This is a genomic window from Pedobacter riviphilus (assembly GCF_014692875.1).
Classification (GTDB): Bacteria; Bacteroidota; Bacteroidia; order Sphingobacteriales; family Sphingobacteriaceae; genus Pedobacter; species Pedobacter riviphilus.
The window spans coordinates 1,775,911-1,794,073 of the sequence record NZ_CP061171.1 but is presented as its reverse complement, the minus strand read 5'-3'; the positions used below and the strand labels follow the sequence as shown (position 1 = coordinate 1,794,073).

Genomic DNA, 18,163 nt, shown 5'->3' with positions numbered 1-18,163 from the left:
AAAGATTGCTTTGTCATTCCTCCTCGAAATGATGAAAAAAGAAAGGCTATAACAACCAATAATTTTCTGCTCTTAAATCGGGATTATAACTTTAAAACTTAAATTCCTGCCCATGTTGTAAATGCCTGATCGGCCATTAGGTATGCCGCTATAGTATTCGAAATACTTTAACCTGTTTAAATTTGATTGATAGGCAATATTGAAGATATTATCGGCCTGGAGAAAAATATCACACAAAGTTTTCCCTTTTTTAGTTTTCAGTGCCGATCCTACCCCTCCATTAATTAAGGTATAACCCGGTGTAAAAGTTTCGGTATTATCCAGCGCGTAAAATTTATCCTGATCAGCAAAAAAAGCAGCATCTATTTTAATGTACGGCTTATCAAAAATGCCGAATGGTTTTTGTGCAGTTGCCTTAACCTCTGTTCTCACCTGTAGTGGAGGAATGAAAGGTAGATATTTAGCCTCTCGGCCATGTTTATTCAATAACTCCTGATTCTGGTTTATCCCAACCACATAAGCCAGACTATTGTTGAAACTTAACCATTTCATAGCTGCAGGATGTAGATTCACCGAAATTTCAGCGCCATACAATCTGGCTTTTGATTGCTGATACTGATAGGTTAAGTTACCAGGAACAATAACAACCGGATTTCCGTTGGCATCGGTTAAACGTGATTGGTAAATATAGTTCTGAATGTTGTTATTAAACAGTTCCATACTAATATCAGCATCTTTCAAATAGGCAATAATACCAATATCTTCCTGAAGGTTGAATTCAGGCTTAAAGGCTCTGTTACCCAAGTATACAATATGTGCACCAGGATCTAATCCGTTAGAACCGATTTCTGTAATATTTGGGGCTCTATATCCTCTCGCAACATTGGCCTTAATTAATAACTTTTCAGAAATATTGTAGGTTAAGCCCAAACTTCCTGACAAGCCATAGTAGTTTTTATCAAAAGATGGGAACTGCAGTTTTCCAGTGGCATCGGCTGGACTCACTTGTTTACCGAAACCTGTTTGTGCATCGGTACCTACATAAAAATCACTCCAGTGTATATTTCTTCTGTCGATCCTAATGCCTCCGGAAACATCTACTTTACCCATCGATTTCTTCGCGAAGTAAAAAGCTCCAACATCAAAGAGATCATAATCGGGAATGGGAAAATCGGTAGCAGCTTTGCTCCTGTTTCCCTGATACATACCATTAAGTCCGATGGTACTTTCTATACCGGCAAAATCGGGCAGGTTGTATTTAAGATCATAATTAAAAGTGTTCAACACGACATAAAGCCCTGCCTGACTTGGCAATGTTGGGTGATTATATTCTCTCCTTACACTTTGTTGTCCACCAATTAATAAATTTAAATCACTTGTTCCAAATTTAAACTGACTGGTATTGTAAAACCTATAATGTTGAATGTGTTGATGTAAGGGGTTAATGGAGTAGGTATTCAAATCACTTTCAGGTACAATTGGCCTGTTCTTAATATCGTCTCCGTCATCCAGCACCTGTCTGGTAAATCGCCTTGACAAAGAATCTCTGCTACCATCGGGAATTTCCATTAAATTATCGTAATAGGTAATGGCAGTTTTAGAAAAGCCCCAGGCTTTATCTACCCTGGCGCTGGCAGATACATTGTATTCTCTAAAAGCTGTTCCGTAAACCAGTCCATCAATTTTGTTTTGGTAATTATGTGCTGTTTTCCCGGTTGCCCTAAATGTGTATTTCCAATCATTTTTAATGTAGGCCAATCCTAGCGACGAACCGATCATCCCATTATTACTTTGGTAATTAGCAGTAAAATCGCCTTTAAACTTTCCATCTTCAAAATCCGGTGTATAAGGAATCATATTAATTACCCCGGCTAATGCATCTGAACCATAGGTTAAACTGGCTGGGCCTTTTACAACTTCGGCCCTGGTAATAGCATATTCATCCACCTCAATTCCATGTTCATCGCCCCATTGTTGCCCCTCTTGCCTTAAACCATCATATAAAGTTAATACTCGGTTATAACCTAAGCCCCTTATAAAAGGTTTAGAAACATTCGGGCCGGTAGTAACGGCTGTAATTCCTGGTACTCCTTTAACAATAGCCTCTATTAAATTGGTATTTACGTTTTGGTCCATTGTTTTTTTAGAAAGTACGGCAATAGGCACAGGGCTTTTACGTAATTGTGTTGCCCGGTTTACGCCAGTAATCACCACATCATTTAAGTCTGAAGCTAAACCTAATAAATCGGCATTAACCAGGGCAGTATCTCCCTTTAGTATTACCCTAATTCGTTTTGACTGATAACCGACACCTGAAAAAACGAGATCGCAATTTCCAGAAGGGACTCCACTTAATTGATACATACCTGAACTGCTGGATTTTGTTGATCTGTTAGTTCCTAAAATTTTAATGGTAATATTTTCTACAGGTTGATTTTGAGAAGTTACCAATCCCTTAATCATAACCTTTTGGGCGATGGTATTTAACGATATGCAAAAACAGAAACAATATAGCAGCAGGAATTTCATGAATATAAAAATGATTTATCTAAATTTAATTTTAGACAAATCTAAATTTAAATTTAAATATATCAAATTAAATGTTTAGATAATATTTAACACACTTAAAATCAAATCATTTAAATAAAATAGAAAAACACTTAGTGATAGGTGAAAGGCATTTTTTTTCGAACCCAAATAATAGCTTGAAGGTATTCTATCATCCAATTTATATCTCCTATCCTATGTTTTCAGGTTAGCATCCTTCATTTCCAGTTGCTTCTTCTTTTAAAAATTTAATCAATTTAGAATAAACAGCGATGTTTCTTATCTAGCTGATTATAAATGGTCTAAAAAATTAAAGTAAAATCGGACGAAGTTTTTTTTAAAATAATTAATCTGTATACGGTTAAACACAAAGTTATTATGATTATCATTGGGTACAGAAGCATTAATGAAACTATAATACCTGAAGGATTGTTGTACCTAAAGGAGTTGTTAAAACAGTACTAATCCTTTAAATAGAATATATGTTGGTGATCAACAATTTTGAAGAATATGAATCGCACCTTGGTAAAGAACTAGGTGTTTCGCAATGGCATACTATAAACCAAGAGCAGATCAATAAATTTGCCGATGCAACCTTGGATCATCAATGGATACACACCGATGCTGAAAAAGCTAAAAATGAAGGGCCGTTTAAGGCAACAATTGCACATGGCTACCTAACCCTATCCTTAATTCCTTATTTATGGAAGCAGATTGCCGACGTACGTAATATTAAAATGGAAATTAATTATGGCATTGAACGCTTTAAATTTGGTCAGCCAATTTTAGTGGACAGCGAAGTGCAGTTAAAAGCAAAATTAAATTGCATCAGCAATTTAAGGGGAATAACTAAAGTCACCATTCAAGCCACACTTGTGATTAAAGATCAACCTAAGCCAGCATATGTTGGTGATGTTGTATTCTTGTATCATTTTATCTAATATCTTCCAATTTCGCAAGGTAATTGCCTGTTGGTTTTCATCCTAGTAGACTTAAGATCTGTCAAATCGATTTTATTGAATCTGATTTAGCTTTCTAACTTATATATTATTGCAAATAACTTCATATAAAGTATAAAAAAACATTAATAATCAGCCACTTATTTCATTCAAGAAATCCTTTCTAAATAATAAAAATTAAGCAAGACCAGATTTTAAATGTTTAGCTTAAGTAAACAAATGTTAATTTAAATGTTAACTATTGCTAAACATTTGTTTATAAAAAATACTGCCTGTATATTTGACGACACAGTTCAAAAAAAACAAATTATCTAATTTAAAAGAAAGCAATGTACCCTGAAATTAAAATGGTAGTATTCGACATGGCCGGCACTACAGTGAACGAAAACAACCTCGTTTACAAAACGCTAATGAATGCTATAAACACCGCTGGTTTTTCTTATACGCTTGATCAGATTCTTGCTGTTGCAGCCGGAAAGGAAAAGAAAGAAGCCATCAGATCGGTACTTAAGACCTACGAGGGCTCTTTTGATGAAGCAATGGTATTCGATATATACGAAGAATTTATTGGCAAACTGAAGCTTGCCTATGAAAATGAAGAAATATTACCTCAACCTGGTTCAATTGAGCTTTTTGAAAAACTTCGAAAAGAAGGAATAATTTCAGTACTTAACACCGGTTATGATAGGGGAACTGCCGAGTCTATCTTGAACAAACTTGGCTGGAAGGCCGGTACCGATTTCGATACACTTGTTACCGCATCAGAAGTTGGCCAAAACAGACCAGAACCTGATATGATTTTGTTGGCAATGAGCCATCATGGCATTACCGACGGTAAATCGGTGGTTAAAGTTGGTGATTCAAGTATCGATATCGAAGAAGGTAAAAATGCAGGTTGCAGCCTAAGCATTGGTATTACCACAGGCGCGCATACAAAGAAACAATTAGAAGAAGCTAAACCTGATGCAGTAATAGACAATTTAATGGAAGTCTTGGCTATGGTAACCAAGCAGAACTAAATAACTACAATGGCAAGAATGGCCATGAGTGAGATCTGCGTTTATCAAGTTAAAGACGGGAAAATCATAGCTAACGAGTTCTTCTATCGCTTGGGTTAAAACATTAAAAGCCCAGATATCCACCTGGGCTTTTATAATCAACTAACCTAAACTTATAAATACTAACCAAATATTTATGCTGCAAAACTAATGGCCGATTATTAATTCAGTGTTAAATATTCATCATGTGTTATCTAATGCACCCCCCCGAATAATTATAAATACGGATGGTAAGGCTTATATTTTCATAGCCAATCAGTAAACGATTATTTTACAGCCCTGGTTGCCTTATCAAAAGACAGCACCAGGTTCTTTTGGTCAACCTGCTTTAAAGGTACTTCATGTACATTTTTACCCAGGCCTGTAGTAAAATAAACTTCAGCTTTGGCAGTCTCCCCTTTTTCAAGCCCATCCTCAAATAAAGCAATTCCAAATAGGCTACTGTCTACTTTCGACGAAGCCACAATACTCACAGTGCCCAAAGCATAGTTACCATTATTCTTCAGCGTAATAACGCCCTGTTTATAAGTATAACTTACTCCTCTCAACGTTTCCAGATAAGTTTTATTCTTGCTGGTAATATTTTGATAGGTTTGCCCGTAACTTGAAAACCCACAAGTTGCCAGCAGTAAAACAAAAATGATTTTTTTCATGATCTTATAAGGCATAAACAATAGCATAAATATCGCAAAAAGCTTATTACAATTAACCAAAAATAAATTTTGATCATACAAAAATGACGGGCTCTTAAAGGAAGTTACTGAGATACCTTTAACCTAATATTCCTTCTAATATTAACACCACCAGCACTGCTGTCAGCGTGTTTAAAAAATTGACCATATCATTGCCAATTATCCCTTTGCGCTCGAGTATGGCTCCCAGTATAGAATCGGTCAGGTTTCCTACCGTCCCTGCAATAACGATAAAGTAAAAGTTAAAATCCCAACCATATCCCAGTGCATAAATAACCGCGATGATACAGCTACCCCCAATACCGATCAACGTTCCTTCCAAACTGATTACCCCATCTAGTCCACAATAGTCGGGCCTGAAAGAAATAATATTAAAAAACCGCCTCCCATAAACCATCCCAAGCTCGGATGACAGGGTATCTGCAGTAGCTGAAGCAAAAGCTGCCGCCATTGCGGGAAACATTACATAGGCAAACTGGGGATAAAATAGGATCACTACACTCGCAATACCAGCGGCACCGGCATTAGCCAGTACTTGCAACACATTGCGGCCATTGTTAGTTTCCTCTCTTGTGGTAAAGGCCTGTTTTTTATGCTTTTTCCAAGAGGTAGCTGCAGAACCCAGAATAAAAAACATGCTCATCATTGCAACACCTGCATAACCAGCAGCGATATAAATAAGACAGGCTAATATGCCACCCGTAAGAGCAGCCAGAACCGTTAGTTTTTTGGCCAGGATACTATAAGCAATGCCAGTAATGATGATGACAGGCAAAAAGATGCCGCTATTGAACATATCACAAATATATTTGAATTATATTGATGAAAAAACAGATAAGTTTATCTTTATACCTCTTAAAAAATTAACCAGACCAATTAGCAGATAAGCAACAGTCTATACGCTCCATCTTTTTCAATAGGTGCCCGGTGAACACAAGGCAAACACTGTTTTTCAGGATGATCTACCGCCAGTCTCCATAAATGGCCTACTCCCAGATTTACAGGTATGGCACCTGGTTTAGCTTGGTAATGTAGATCAAAATAATGTTCAGTCAAAAAGCTTTCAAATTCCGCTTCTATACCGTTATGCAATTCTTTGAGCTTTTGCCTGATCTCCGGTACCCTGACTTTTTGTTCAGCCTCGTTATTGGCTAAAATTTCACTAGCTGCACCATAATAGGTACACAAAAAGGTATCGGTACCAATGGGCGAACGGTCTACATGAAAAGAATATACATCTGTTGAAATGAAATCGAACTCCTCATCCCGGTCATAACTTTTAATCAAATTGAGTGAGGGCGATGCCCCGATATCTGTTAACAGCTTGAAATCACTCAAGATAAGCTCCCTTGCGGTACTACCTTTTTCTGATAGCTTAAGTGCCTGAAGATCTTCCATAGAAACTTCTGTCAGGTCTGCTTTCAATTCAAGTTTGGACACGATTTCATTAAAGTCACCAGCCAGGTCTCTCTGCCAGCAAACTGCGTTTATATCTCCCTTAAAATTCGCATTTAAGAGATGAGAAAAAGTGGAAACAACCACAATCTGTTTACTGTTAGAAAATCTATTATGCATTTCTTAATTAAGCTATTTAGCCGTTATTCATTGCAAAAGTAAGGATCGTAATTATCGATTTGGTGCAAAAGATCGTACCGGCATAGTTTAGAAGCTCGATTAAAAAAAAACCGGACTTTGAAGTGTTCAAAGTCCGGTTGTACCCCGGAAGGGATTCGAACCCCTGACCCACGGTTTAGAAAACCGTTGCTCTATCCAACTGAGCTACCGAGGCTCATTTTTTAATGAGCTGCAAATATAGAAGTTCTATTTAATATGTAAAAATATATTTTAAACTATTTAAAAGGTAATTTTCTATTTCAAATAAGTATTTAAGAACGAAGCAATTAAAATTTAATTCTGGATAAAAAATTTGATTGCTGAGCACAAAAAACAATATTAAGATCCACATTCTATGCTAAAAACATAGAATAAGTTACAAAAAATATGATCAAAAATTTAATTTATGCGTCTTCCCCGTTCCAAATATCATCATCGGCATGCCGAATTTTCTCGTGACTGGCGGTTACACTCTTTAATTCTTCATGATGATAATTTCTTTCAGGATTTTCTGGCAATCTACTGTCGTGATTTAGCGGTACCTTCCGTAAATGCTCAGGTTTCTTAACCTCAGGTAAATCGTCATGTACAACAGAAGGTGTTAAGATCTTCTTCTTGGGGTTGTTGCTGTTTTCCATAATTTTAAGAGACTCAAATTTCAAGCCACAAGCAAAGGTGGGTTAAAATTTCGGGAATTGATGTGTATTTATGTAAGTGTTTGGTGTTTGGACGAAAGGCGGATACAAGCCTAGCCATTACAAAAAATGCGCACAAATAAATCAGTTTTTATTTGTGCGCATATGTGGTTAAAAAGATCTTTCAACAAGCTCAGGATTGACAAAAACGAAGAAAGACAATTAATGAGATTGCTTCGTTGCTCCTCCTCACAATTGCGATCTAAATTAGTAATTGCCCGTTACTCCTATTTCCAACCCTCTTAATTCGGCCAACCCTCTTAATCTGCCTATGGCCGAATAACCCGGATTGGTTACTTTGGCCAAATCATCCAACATTTGGTGGCCATGATCTGGACGGAAAGGAATTGACTTATCGCGTAATGCATTTTCTTCTGATAAGGCTTTCATGATTTCGTACATATTCACATCGCCACCTAAATGATCTGCTTCGTAAAAACTACCGTCCTCATCTTTTTTAACGTTACGCAAATGCGCAAAGTAAACACGTTCCTTAACCGCATTGAAGATCTCTAAAGCATTATTTCCCATTCCGGCACCCAAAGAGCCTGTACAGAAACAAACACCGTTAAAAGCCTGGTCTACTTCTTTAATGATATAATTAAAATCTTCGAGTGTGCTTGCTATCCTTGGCAAACCTAAAATAGCATAGGGAGGATCGTCAGGATGGATCGTCATTTTAATACCTTCTTCTGTACAAACCTCGGCAATAGATGACAAGAAAAATTTCAAATTTTCTTTTAAACCCTGTGTTCCAATGGCTTTGTATTCATTAATACTGTTACGCAAGGTCTCCAGCTCGATTTCTTTTTCGTTAGGAATACCCATTAATACATTGATACGAAGATCTACTAAATCCTGTTCTGTTAAAGTATCATATTTAGCTGCAGCTCTGTCTAAAATAGATTTCGAATAATCTGCTTCTGCCCCTTCCCGTTTCAAAATGTAAAGATCAAAAATAGCCAGATCGATCCAATTAAAATAAAGTGCTTTCGATCCATCGGTCATTTCCAGATCCAGTTGCGTACGTGTCCAGTCTAAAACCGGCATAAAATTATAACATACGATCTTAATTCCACAGGCTGACAGGTTACGCAAAGAGGTTTTATAATTTTCTATATACTGCGCGGCATCTGCCCTACGGGTTTTAATTGCTTCGTGTACGGGAACGCTTTCTACTACTGACCAGGTTAAACCAGCAGCCTCTACAATTGCTTTTCTTTCCTGGATATCGTGCAATGGCCAAACTTCGCCGTGTGGAATATGATGCAGTGCCGTTACAATGCCGGTGGCACCAGCCTGTTTAACATCTTGTAAGCTCACCGGATCGTTCGGGCCATACCAACGCCAGGTTTGTTCTAATTTTTTATATTTCATTATATTTGATTGCCTTGATTTTAATGATTATACAGAATAGCAGTTAATTTTAAACACCAGAAAATGCGGTAAATCCACCATCCACTTTAATATTCTCGCCATTTACAAATTTAGAGGCATCACTTAACAAATATACTAAAGCGCCAATTAATTCCTCCGGGGCCCCAAACCGTTTAAATGGTGTTTTAGAAATAATGGCCTGCCCTCTCGCAGTTAAAGAACCATCCTCGTTGGTTAATAATGCCCTGTTCTGGTTCGTGATAAAAAAGCCAGGTACAATGGCATTCATTCTAATTTTATCCTGGTAGCGGTTAGCTAGCTCAACAGCCATCCATTTGGTATAACTATCAATAGCTGCTTTAGCCAGCGAATAGCCCAATACGCGGGTGAGCGCCTGGGTTGCCGAAACAGATGAGATATTTACAATGCTGCCACCATTCTTGGCTATTTCCTTACCAAAAATCTGTGTTGGCATAATTGTTCCGAACAGGTTTAAATCGAAAGCCTGTTTTAATGCCGGAATATTAAGATCGAAAATATCGCTGCCCGGTTGGATTACCGCTTCAGCCACATTTCCGCCAGCCGCATTTACCAATGCATCAATCCGGCCAAACGCTTTAATGATGGTTGAATTTGCATCAATCAGTTGCTGTTCATTCAACACATCGGCAATTATATAAATTGCTTTACCACCAGCCTCAGTCACATCAGCAACTCTTTGTTTAGCTATTTCTTCGTTTCTTCCAATTACAACGATTGTAGCCCCCGCTGCGCACAAACCGTTAATAAAAGCTTCGCCTAAAACACCTGTAGCACCAGTAACTACTACCACCTTGTTTCTTAGCGAAAACAGGCCTTCTACTTCTTTTACCATTTATTTAGTTCTTTTTTAGTTTATTTATATTTTACCTGCATCTGGTCGTAAAAATCTTTCAGCACAAAAAAGGCTTTCTTTTTCTTGCCTGTTTCACTGATCAATCCTTTACGGTTCCAGAAATTCTGATAAATTGGATGTTGTCTTCTTGGTGACCTGAAATCGGTTAAAATCCATGGAGTCATTCCGCGTAAAGCACCGATTTTACTCAACAGAATAATCTGGTTTTTGTACAATGCCTCCTGGTACTCTTCGCTCCAGCGGGTATTTTCATCAGCGTGGAAACCACCCAAAGCATCGCCACCAAATTCAGTAATTACGACAGGTTTTTTATATTTGATATCGAAATTGTATTTGGTAATTTCAGAAGGGTTACCACCCCAGTACCAGCCTGCATATTCGTTAAAACTAACCAGATCGATTTTTTCGCCTAAAGGATCGTTTAAAATAATATTATTTCCTTCGCGGTGCACCTCTAACGCAGCAGCTACCAAACGGGTATCGTCCAAAGAACGGGCCGTTTCTGCCAAATTGCTCATAAAACTCAAACGGGCATCGCTAAGTGGCGTTTCATTCCCGATTGACCAAACAATTACACTTGCCCTATTTTTATCGCGTATGATTAAATCAGTTAATTGTTTTTTTGCATTGGCATAGGTTGCCGGATTGGTCCAGCTAATTGTCCAGTAAACAGGAACTTCGGCCCAAACCAAAAGCCCCATTTCATCAGCAAGACGGATCATTTCTTCGTTATGCGGGTAATGTGCCAGGCGAACGTAGTTACAGTTCATATCTTTTGCCCATTGCAGCATCATGCGCATATCGCCTTCTGAACGTAAACGGCCAGCTAAAAGCGGGTTTTCGTCATGTAGTGAGATTCCTCTTAAAAAAAACAGATTTACCGTTTAACAGAATGCTATCGCCATTAACCTGGATAGTTCTGAAACCAATTTTATCGTTAATATTTTCTTTATCGGTTTTAATATTTACCGCATATAATTTTGGTGTTTCTGGCGACCATAAGCTTAAGTTGTTCCAGATAAATTCGTCTACAATTTTACCTTCGCTATCTGTTTTGTACTTCTTTTCCAGCTTTAGCTCTGGAATGGAAAGTGTAATTTCCTGTCCAGCGGTTGCATCAGCAAGTTTTACAGAAAAGTTTAACAGGTTATTGTTTCCTTTAACGAGCTGAAGCTTGTAATCGCTGATAAAATGTTCAGGAAATTCGGCTAAGTAAACATCTCGTGTAATGCCTCCGTAGTTCCACCAATCGGTATTTACAGTTGGAATTTCATCCTGTTTACGGATATTATCAACTTTAAGCACAAGGGAGTTTTCGCCAACTTTTAAATTATTGGTTACATCGAACTGGAAAGGTGTAAAACCACCTTTGTGTACGCCTAGTTTTTTACCATTGAGGTAAACATGTGCTTCATAATTTACTGCACCGAAATACACGAAATATTTTTTCCCTTTTTCGGGTTTTGCATCAAACTTTTTGCGGAGCCAAACATTGCCTTCATAAAGCTCTAATTTTTCCGATTGCGAGTTCCAATCACCAGGAACATTCATTTGTGGCGAATGATCGAAATCATACTCAATCAGCTCCGACTTATCTTTCTGAACTTTATCATCATAATACCCCCCGGTTCCGGTTTTAGACTGATCGAATGGATCGTGACGATAATCATAATAACCGTTTTCGTAAGGATCGATAATATAATTCCATTTACCATTAAGACTCTCGATTTTCCGTCCCTGAATGTTCTGTATAGCGGTAACCTGACCGTAATTGACTGATGGAAAGAGTGAAAAGCAGATTAAAAATACGCTATAGATTGTTTTTAGCATAACTTAAGTTTTAATATTAATTGATCGTTTCAAAACTAACAATTAATTAGCTGACGATGTACCACCCACCTAAATTTGAGCAAAATTAAGTTTTTCATTAATAACGATGGATTTGCCCCAAAAGCATAAGCCTGGTTTTTGGCAACATTTGCTGGCAGCAAGTAATGATTTCATTCTGTTTATTTGGATAGTTTGCGCTAGTGATTACGAATTTAGAGAAGCTCAAAAAATTAAACCTTTTTAAAACAGGTCAAAACGCAACAAAATCCACTGAGACTCATTTCAAACGTTTGAAATAATTGTGTTTTTTTTCTTAACTATGCATTGAGATTGGAAAAGATGATGAACAATACACCTGTTACACTAAAATTCTTAGCTGAGAAGTTAAAGATGTCAGTATCAACAGTATCAAAAGCCCTTAACAACTACCCCACCATTAACGAGTACACAAAACAACGTGTTCAGGAAATGGCCCGCGATTTACATTTTACACCCAATAAATCAGCTATTAATTTAAAGGAAAGGAGGTCGCGCATTATTGGCATTATCTTACCCAACCTTTTAGATCACTTTTTTACCAGAAGTATTTATGGTGTAGAACAGTTTGCTACACAAAATGGATACAACGTAATCATCAGTCAATCTCACGATGATCTGGAAAAAGAAATCCAATCTGCGAATATGTTGTTACGGAGCCGGGTGGATGGCTTAATTGTGGCCATTTCGAAACACACACAAGATTTTGCACATCTGGACCAGTTCGAAAACATAGGCATTCCGGTGGTGTATTACACCCGAAATCCGAGCTTTAACCTAAGCTGCCACAAAGTATTGGGCAATACCTTCCAGGGCTGTTACCAGGCCACAAAATTTTTAATAGACAGAGGACATCAAAAGATTGCTTATTTAGGCGGTCCGAAAATGATTAATTTTACGCACGATCGTTTTAATGGCTACATCAATGCATTAAAAGATAATCAAGTGCCTTTTTCCTCAGAATTGGTTGCCTACACCGATTTTGATAAAGAAAATACCATCTCAGCAATTAAGAATTTATTTGCCAATCCAGAAAACATGCCCACTGCGCTCGTGGCTTTTAAAGAGCTTATCCTATTCGATGCAATAAAGTACCTGAGATCGATAAACTACCCTAACTTTAACAAAATTGAATGTATAGGATTTGGAAACACTTCTTTCATCAGTTATCTCGATTCACCCCCTATTGCTTCTATCGAAGAAAACCCCGAATTGGTAGGTGAAAATGCGATTAAATTATTGATACAATTAATTAATAAAGAAATCGATATTCAGAATTACCAAAAAATAATGGTCGATTGTAAGCTGATTGTGCACTAACAAGTGTTTAGCAGAAGGCGTTTAGCGTGGTATGTGCAACGTCTTATCCAGCCGATCGTCACCCTGAATTTATTTCAGGGTCTATCATGTAAGAAAGATGCTGAAATAAATTCAGCATGACGATTCCTAATAGAAATACTAAAGAAAATTTAAGGCACATATTAATTTAACGACATTGCACTACCCTTCAATTGATTGCGATGATTTTCATTATACACAAACGCTGCAACAATCAACAAGCCTGCAACACCTTCAAAAGCAACTACAGTTTGGGTACCAAAAAGATGTGCTAGGTACCCCATTAACAAACTACCGATTGGCAATACCCCTTGGTAAGCCATAATATAGTAACTTAGCGTTCTACCCCTCATCATATCATCGGCGTGGGTTTGCAAATAGGTATTAATAGATGAAGTTTGAGCCATTAAGCCTAATGCAGCCAAACTGGTACAAATTAAAGCCAGAATAAGTGATGGCGATATAGCCAGTGCCACAACCGAAATAGCCAGCAAAATGCCCGACATCATTACGATTTTCTGTAGGTTCTGCCCCACCTTTAAGGTAGCCATATAAATGGCTCCAAAGAAAGCTCCAAGTCCTGCGGCGCTTTCAAACCAACCAAATGTTGTGGCATTTCCATTAAAAATATCTTTCGCAAAAACAGGCAATAGCGTAGTAAAAGGGATTACCAATAAACTCGATGCAGCCATCATTAATACCATAGAAGCCAAATCTGGAGATGATTTAAGGTAATCATAACCCTTTTTTAGGTCGATCCAGATATTTTCTGTCGATTTTTGATGCTCAGTGAGTTTTAGTTTCATCATCACCAAACAACCCAATACAGCAATAAAGCTTACAAAATTGATCACGAAACAGATATCCTCGCCCCAGGTACTCAAAATTACTCCTGCTAACGCCGGACCGATTAACCTGGCGGCATTAAACATTGAAGAGTTGAGTGCAATTGCATTTGGTAAATCTTCTTTATCATCAATTAAATTTACCATTAAGGATTGACGGGCGGTAACATCAAAAGCATTTACCAAACCCTGAACCAGCGAAAGCGCTGCAATCCAGAACATATCATACACTTTAAACCAGATCATCAAGGCCAAGGCACCAGCTTGTAGCATCAGGATCACCTGGGTAATGATCAATATCTTATACTTATTATGCCTATCTACATAACTACCTGCGTATGGCGCTAACACCAGCGAAGGAATTAAACTCAAAAAGGTAATCAACCCTAATAAAAAAGCCGATTCCGTTAAACGGTAAACCAACCAGCTAACAGCTACACGCTGCATCCATGTACCAATTAATGAAATAGCCTGACCTGTAAAAAATAACCTGTAATTGTAGTGCCTTAGCGAACGAAAAATACTCATGTTTAAAATAGTAAAGTAACTTTACAAAAATACAAAACCAACACCAAACTAAAAAACATAAAATAGAAAGTTTTATCACTTCAGAATCATAATTCAAACAAAACAAAAACCAATATTAGTTTATCTACAAAATTAAAAACATATATTTGTAAAGTTTATTTACCAATAAGATGCCTACTCAAACACAAGAAATTGCTGCAAAGTTAAGAAGCACCGTTACCCGCTTAACCAGGCAGTTACGCAAGCAAAATGTAAGTTCAGACTTTAGTAACGCTGAATTATTGACAATGTCGTTACTCGAACAACACGGAAAAATGCTGTCTACAGAGTTGGCAGACATGGAAAGAGTATCAAAACAGGCTATTTCTCAGATCATCAACCGCCTGTTCGATGCCAAATGCGTGGAACGTTTCCCCAGCGAAGAGGATAAACGAAAGGTATTTATTGGCTTAACCAAACTTGGCGAAAAACACATTATCGCCAGTAGAAAAATAAAAGAAGAATGGCTGGCACAAACCATGGAAAAAATCTTTTCTTCGGAAGAAATTAACCTCATACAGGCTTTCCTCCCCCTTCTTTCCCGCTTGGTAGAACACAACGGTACGAGAGTATAGTTTTCTTTTTTCCTTCGCCAAATAAGCCTTATCTTGCAGGCTGAAAATGGCACTATATTTTACATCAATTAATTCGGGCAGTAATGGCAATTGTTACTATATAGGTAATGATAATGAAGCTGTTTTGGTTGATATTGGCCTAACCTGTAAAGAGATTGAAACACGGATGAACCGTTTGGGTTTACCGATAAGTAAAGTAAAGGCAATTTTTATCTCGCACGAGCATAGCGACCACATTAAAGGGCTAGCGGTTTTTGCTAAAAAATATAAACTCCCAGTCTACATTAGCACAGCAACCCTAAAAAGCAGTCGGTTAGTTTTGGATGCAGACAATACCTTTTCATTAAGTCATCTGCAGCACATTCAGATTGGCGGCCTAAAAATTGCTGCCTTTTCTAAATTTCACGATGCTGCTGATCCTTATAGTTTTACTGTTGAATGTAACGAAGTAAGAGTTGGTGTTTTTACAGATATAGGAAAGGTATGCGACCGATTAATTACGCATTTCAAAAACTGCCATGCCGCTTTCCTAGAGGCAAATTATGATACGGAGATGCTGGAAAATGGCGGGTACCCTTATTTTTTGAAGAGAAGGATTACAAGTGGCCACGGCCACCTAAGTAATGCGCAGGCGCTGGAGCTTTTCGTCAACCATAAAGCCTCGTATATGAGTCACTTATTACTAAGCCACTTATCAAAAGATAATAACGACCCAAAGCTGGTTGAAAATCTTTTTAAAAATGTTGCCGGCGATACTTTTGTTAAAGTAGCCTCAAGGTATGAGGAAACAGCGCTATATTATGTAAGCAATACCCAAAACACATCTGAAGTCTACAGTTTCGACCCAAGTTTACACCAAGCAGCACAACTCAACTTGTTTTAACATAATAAAGTCAAAAATAACTTGTCGCTTTATCAATTCGGCTACAAAATAGCCTGTTTTAAGCAATAAACCCTTACCAGCTTTGCGAAAGCGATAATTAATAGCAAATAATTTAATTTTTACAAAAACTTTTTATCTAAACAGGCGTTTTATATAAACTTCATAAATAGTTTGTTTGGTTTATTGGGGCTTATGGATTTAAGCCCCTTTCCCTTAACTATTTTTTCAATTTTAAAAAGGCTAAAATCGCCAACACTTTATTCCATTTAATATTCTAAATTTTTAGTTATATTCGATTGACAATCATCCGGATATAATATTTAAACCTTTAAATAATAAATTATATGGAGACAAGTAAACTTTCTAAATTCAGTGCCGAATTTCTAGGCACACTCGTACTGGTTTTAATGGGTTGCGGTAGCGCGGTTATAGCTGGCGCAAATGGCACAACCGGAGTTGGCTTATTGGGCATATCTTTTGCCTTTGGCTTATCAGTTACAGCAATGGCCTATGCCATAGGACATATTTCAGGCTGCCACATTAATCCTGCCATTTCAATCGGAATGGTAATAGCAGGCCGTATGAAAATTAGCGAAGCTGCCTATTATATTGTAGCGCAGGTGCTCGGTGGTATTGCTGGCGCATTTATTTTGTTACAGATTGCCTCAGGAAAACCAGAATATTCTTTAGCGGCAAATGGATTAGGCCAAAATGGTTTTGAAGCACTGTCTCCACAGCATTACAGTTTACACGCTGGTTTTATTGCGGAAATTGTACTCACCTTCATTTTCTTATTGGTCATTTTTGGCTCAACATCTACTAAAAATATCAATGGAGGCTTTGCCGGACTAGCAATTGGCTTAAGTTTAACACTCATCCACATTGTGGGTATCCCGGTAACCGGAGTATCAGTAAACCCTGCCAGAAGTATTGGCCCTGCCCTGTTAGTTGGCGGACAAGCATTAAGCCAAGTTTGGCTCTTTATAGTAGCGCCGATTATTGGTGCAGCACTTAGTGCTTTAGTTTGGAAAACCGTTTTGGAGAAAAACTAGGTTAAATAAAAAGATGCAATAGTTTAGGGTTTAGAGGTTAGTATCTAAATGCTAACCCCTAAACACTAAGCTTTATAAATTTTTAACAATCGCTTCGTCAGTAGGTTTTGTTTTAGAACGGAAACGGTGTACTAACTCTCCTTTTTCGTTGATTAAGAATTTCTCAAAATTCCATTTAATATCGCCCTGCTCTTCAGTATTGGTCTGAGAAGTTAAATACTTGAACAAAGGACTGATATCATCACCTTTAACGCTGCTTTTCTCGGCAAGTAAAAATGAAACATTATACTTCCCGGTACAAAATTCTTTAATCTCAGCATTGGTAGAAAACTCCTGTCCACCAAAGTTACCAGCAGGAAAGCCAATCAAGACCACTTTTTTGCCGTATTCTTTCTGCAGTTTTTCTAAATCCTCGTATTGTGGGGTAAAACCACATTTGGAAGCTGTATTAACAATTAAGATTTTTTTGCCTTTAAATTTCGATAGCTTAATTTCTTTACCATCAATGGTTTTAAAGCTGAAATCGTAAACATTTTTTGGTGGCGACACCAATAAGTTTAATAGGATTAAAATTGTGCTGATCATCGTTTTTTATTTTTATATACGAATATAGTCACAAATCGGTTGCCTTGATGTAATGTGCCTGTAAATTAAATTATATGATATTAATAATTAAAGCGTTTAAAGTTTTGCAACGGTAAGAAAACGAATGGTTTCATCAAAAAATCCTGTTCACCATCTTTTTAATGAAATTTAGATCAAACTGCATTCAAAATAATCAATTCTTTTTTTTCAGAAAATGCAAGCGCAGCAATTCTTGGCAGTTACAGCCCGGCTATCGCTTATAGTCCTCGCTGCGCTGTGGGCTATTCCGCTCTATCCGGTTTAATTAACAACACCTGTTCCTCTTTCGTAGCTTCAGTTTAGCATAAAGCTATTAAAACCTCAATAATAGCATCAGCCAGGCCGCTTAAACCCGACTGAAGTGAGATACCGATTTTCTCCGGCAGAAACGAGAGCGGGATTAACCCTAACCCAATCGCATTGATGTTGTTTTCAAAAACAAAAAAATTAAAACCGAATTAAAAACTTCTTATAAATAGACATATTTAACCTTCATCTAATAAAAAAAATGTATTAAATTCTCTTCAGGTTTGGATTTATGCTTTAATTATAGCTTTATTTGCACAAAAACGTATT

18 protein-coding genes and 1 tRNA gene are annotated in these 18,163 nt (G+C 37.4%); 7 read left to right on the top strand and 12 right to left on the bottom strand.

Translation table 11 applies throughout. The features are described 5' to 3' along the window. Window positions 1-72: 72 nt before the first annotated feature. Entirely contained in the window at window positions 73-2,463 is a 2,391-nt protein-coding gene (locus H9N25_RS07260) for a TonB-dependent receptor (RefSeq protein ID WP_223833652.1), read from the bottom strand. Between the two features lie 566 nt (window positions 2,464-3,029). Between H9N25_RS07260 and H9N25_RS07255 the strand changes: the two genes are divergently transcribed. The 3 genes from H9N25_RS07255 to H9N25_RS25415 all read left to right on the top strand — a co-directional run bounded on the left by H9N25_RS07255 (window position 3,030) and on the right by H9N25_RS25415 (window position 4,624). Beyond that, window positions 3,030-3,488 (top strand): MaoC family dehydratase, encoded by a 459-nt coding sequence (locus tag H9N25_RS07255; RefSeq protein ID WP_167294051.1) that lies wholly within the window; start codon window positions 3,030-3,032, stop codon window positions 3,486-3,488. Window positions 3,489-3,835: 347 nt separating this feature from the next. Further along, the gene (locus H9N25_RS07250; RefSeq protein WP_208398885.1) at window positions 3,836-4,525 is read left to right on the top strand and encodes a phosphonatase-like hydrolase; all 690 of its coding nucleotides are present in this window, start codon (window positions 3,836-3,838) and stop codon (window positions 4,523-4,525) included. A gap of 9 nt (window positions 4,526-4,534) precedes the next feature. Continuing rightward, complete coding sequence (locus H9N25_RS25415; protein ID WP_407947446.1) at window positions 4,535-4,624, top strand: SnoaL-like domain-containing protein; 90 nt, start codon at window positions 4,535-4,537, stop codon at window positions 4,622-4,624. Between the two features lie 206 nt (window positions 4,625-4,830). Here H9N25_RS25415 and H9N25_RS07245 read toward each other — a convergent pair whose 3' ends face one another. From H9N25_RS07245 to H9N25_RS24480, 9 genes are all read right to left on the bottom strand, one after another. Next, complete coding sequence (locus H9N25_RS07245; RefSeq protein WP_190328429.1) at window positions 4,831-5,217, bottom strand: hypothetical protein; 387 nt, start codon at window positions 5,215-5,217, stop codon at window positions 4,831-4,833. 118 nt (window positions 5,218-5,335) lie between these two features. Beyond that, window positions 5,336-6,052: a DUF92 domain-containing protein gene (locus tag H9N25_RS07240; protein WP_190328428.1), complete on the bottom strand. Its 717-nt coding sequence runs from the start codon at window positions 6,050-6,052 to the stop codon at window positions 5,336-5,338. Between the two features lie 80 nt (window positions 6,053-6,132). After that, window positions 6,133-6,831, bottom strand: a complete 699-nt coding sequence (locus H9N25_RS07235; protein ID WP_190328427.1) for a DUF1826 domain-containing protein — start codon at window positions 6,829-6,831, stop codon at window positions 6,133-6,135. Between the two features lie 140 nt (window positions 6,832-6,971). Next, a tRNA-Arg gene (locus tag H9N25_RS07230) sits at window positions 6,972-7,045 on the bottom strand. Between the two features lie 229 nt (window positions 7,046-7,274). Further along, on the bottom strand, window positions 7,275-7,508 hold the full coding sequence (locus H9N25_RS07225) for a hypothetical protein (protein ID WP_190328426.1): 234 nt from the start codon (window positions 7,506-7,508) through the stop codon (window positions 7,275-7,277). A gap of 264 nt (window positions 7,509-7,772) precedes the next feature. After that, complete coding sequence (uxuA, locus tag H9N25_RS07220) at window positions 7,773-8,942, bottom strand: mannonate dehydratase (protein ID WP_167294046.1); 1,170 nt, start codon at window positions 8,940-8,942, stop codon at window positions 7,773-7,775. 49 nt (window positions 8,943-8,991) lie between these two features. Further along, entirely contained in the window at window positions 8,992-9,816 is an 825-nt protein-coding gene (locus H9N25_RS07215; RefSeq protein WP_167294045.1) for an SDR family oxidoreductase, read from the bottom strand. A 20-nt stretch (window positions 9,817-9,836) separates the two neighbouring features. Next, the gene (locus tag H9N25_RS24485; protein WP_223833753.1) at window positions 9,837-10,694 is read right to left on the bottom strand and encodes a glycoside hydrolase family 2 TIM barrel-domain containing protein; all 858 of its coding nucleotides are present in this window, start codon (window positions 10,692-10,694) and stop codon (window positions 9,837-9,839) included. Continuing rightward, window positions 10,681-11,667 carry a sugar-binding domain-containing protein gene (locus H9N25_RS24480; RefSeq protein WP_223833651.1) on the bottom strand — a complete coding sequence of 329 codons (987 nt, stop codon included), beginning with the start codon at window positions 11,665-11,667 and terminating at the stop codon, window positions 10,681-10,683. The genes H9N25_RS24485 and H9N25_RS24480 overlap by 14 nt, the downstream gene beginning before the upstream one ends. Window positions 11,668-12,006: 339 nt before the next feature. Here H9N25_RS24480 and H9N25_RS07205 point away from each other — a divergent pair, with 339 nt between their 5' ends. Then, complete coding sequence (locus H9N25_RS07205) at window positions 12,007-13,023, top strand: LacI family DNA-binding transcriptional regulator (protein ID WP_330221093.1); 1,017 nt, start codon at window positions 12,007-12,009, stop codon at window positions 13,021-13,023. A 161-nt stretch (window positions 13,024-13,184) separates the two neighbouring features. Here the strand turns inward: H9N25_RS07205 and H9N25_RS07200 are convergent, their stop codons facing one another. After that, window positions 13,185-14,414 carry an MFS transporter gene (locus tag H9N25_RS07200; RefSeq protein WP_190328425.1) on the bottom strand — a complete coding sequence of 410 codons (1,230 nt, stop codon included), beginning with the start codon at window positions 14,412-14,414 and terminating at the stop codon, window positions 13,185-13,187. 170 nt (window positions 14,415-14,584) lie between these two features. On the opposite strand from H9N25_RS07200, the gene H9N25_RS07195 reads away from it, so the two are divergent. The 3 genes from H9N25_RS07195 (at window position 14,585) to aqpZ (ending at window position 16,963) form a co-directional block, all read left to right on the top strand. Continuing rightward, the gene (locus tag H9N25_RS07195) at window positions 14,585-15,028 is read left to right on the top strand and encodes a MarR family winged helix-turn-helix transcriptional regulator (protein WP_167294043.1); all 444 of its coding nucleotides are present in this window, start codon (window positions 14,585-14,587) and stop codon (window positions 15,026-15,028) included. Window positions 15,029-15,074: 46 nt separating this feature from the next. Beyond that, window positions 15,075-15,911, top strand: a complete 837-nt coding sequence (locus H9N25_RS07190; RefSeq protein ID WP_190328424.1) for an MBL fold metallo-hydrolase — start codon at window positions 15,075-15,077, stop codon at window positions 15,909-15,911. Window positions 15,912-16,255: 344 nt separating this feature from the next. Beyond that, a complete protein-coding gene (aqpZ, locus tag H9N25_RS07185; protein ID WP_167294041.1) occupies window positions 16,256-16,963 on the top strand; it encodes an aquaporin Z in 708 nt (235 codons plus the stop codon). 72 nt (window positions 16,964-17,035) lie between these two features. Here aqpZ and H9N25_RS07180 read toward each other — a convergent pair whose 3' ends face one another. After that, window positions 17,036-17,548 carry a glutathione peroxidase gene (locus H9N25_RS07180; protein ID WP_113947247.1) on the bottom strand — a complete coding sequence of 171 codons (513 nt, stop codon included), beginning with the start codon at window positions 17,546-17,548 and terminating at the stop codon, window positions 17,036-17,038. Between the last annotated feature and the right edge of the window lie 615 nt (window positions 17,549-18,163).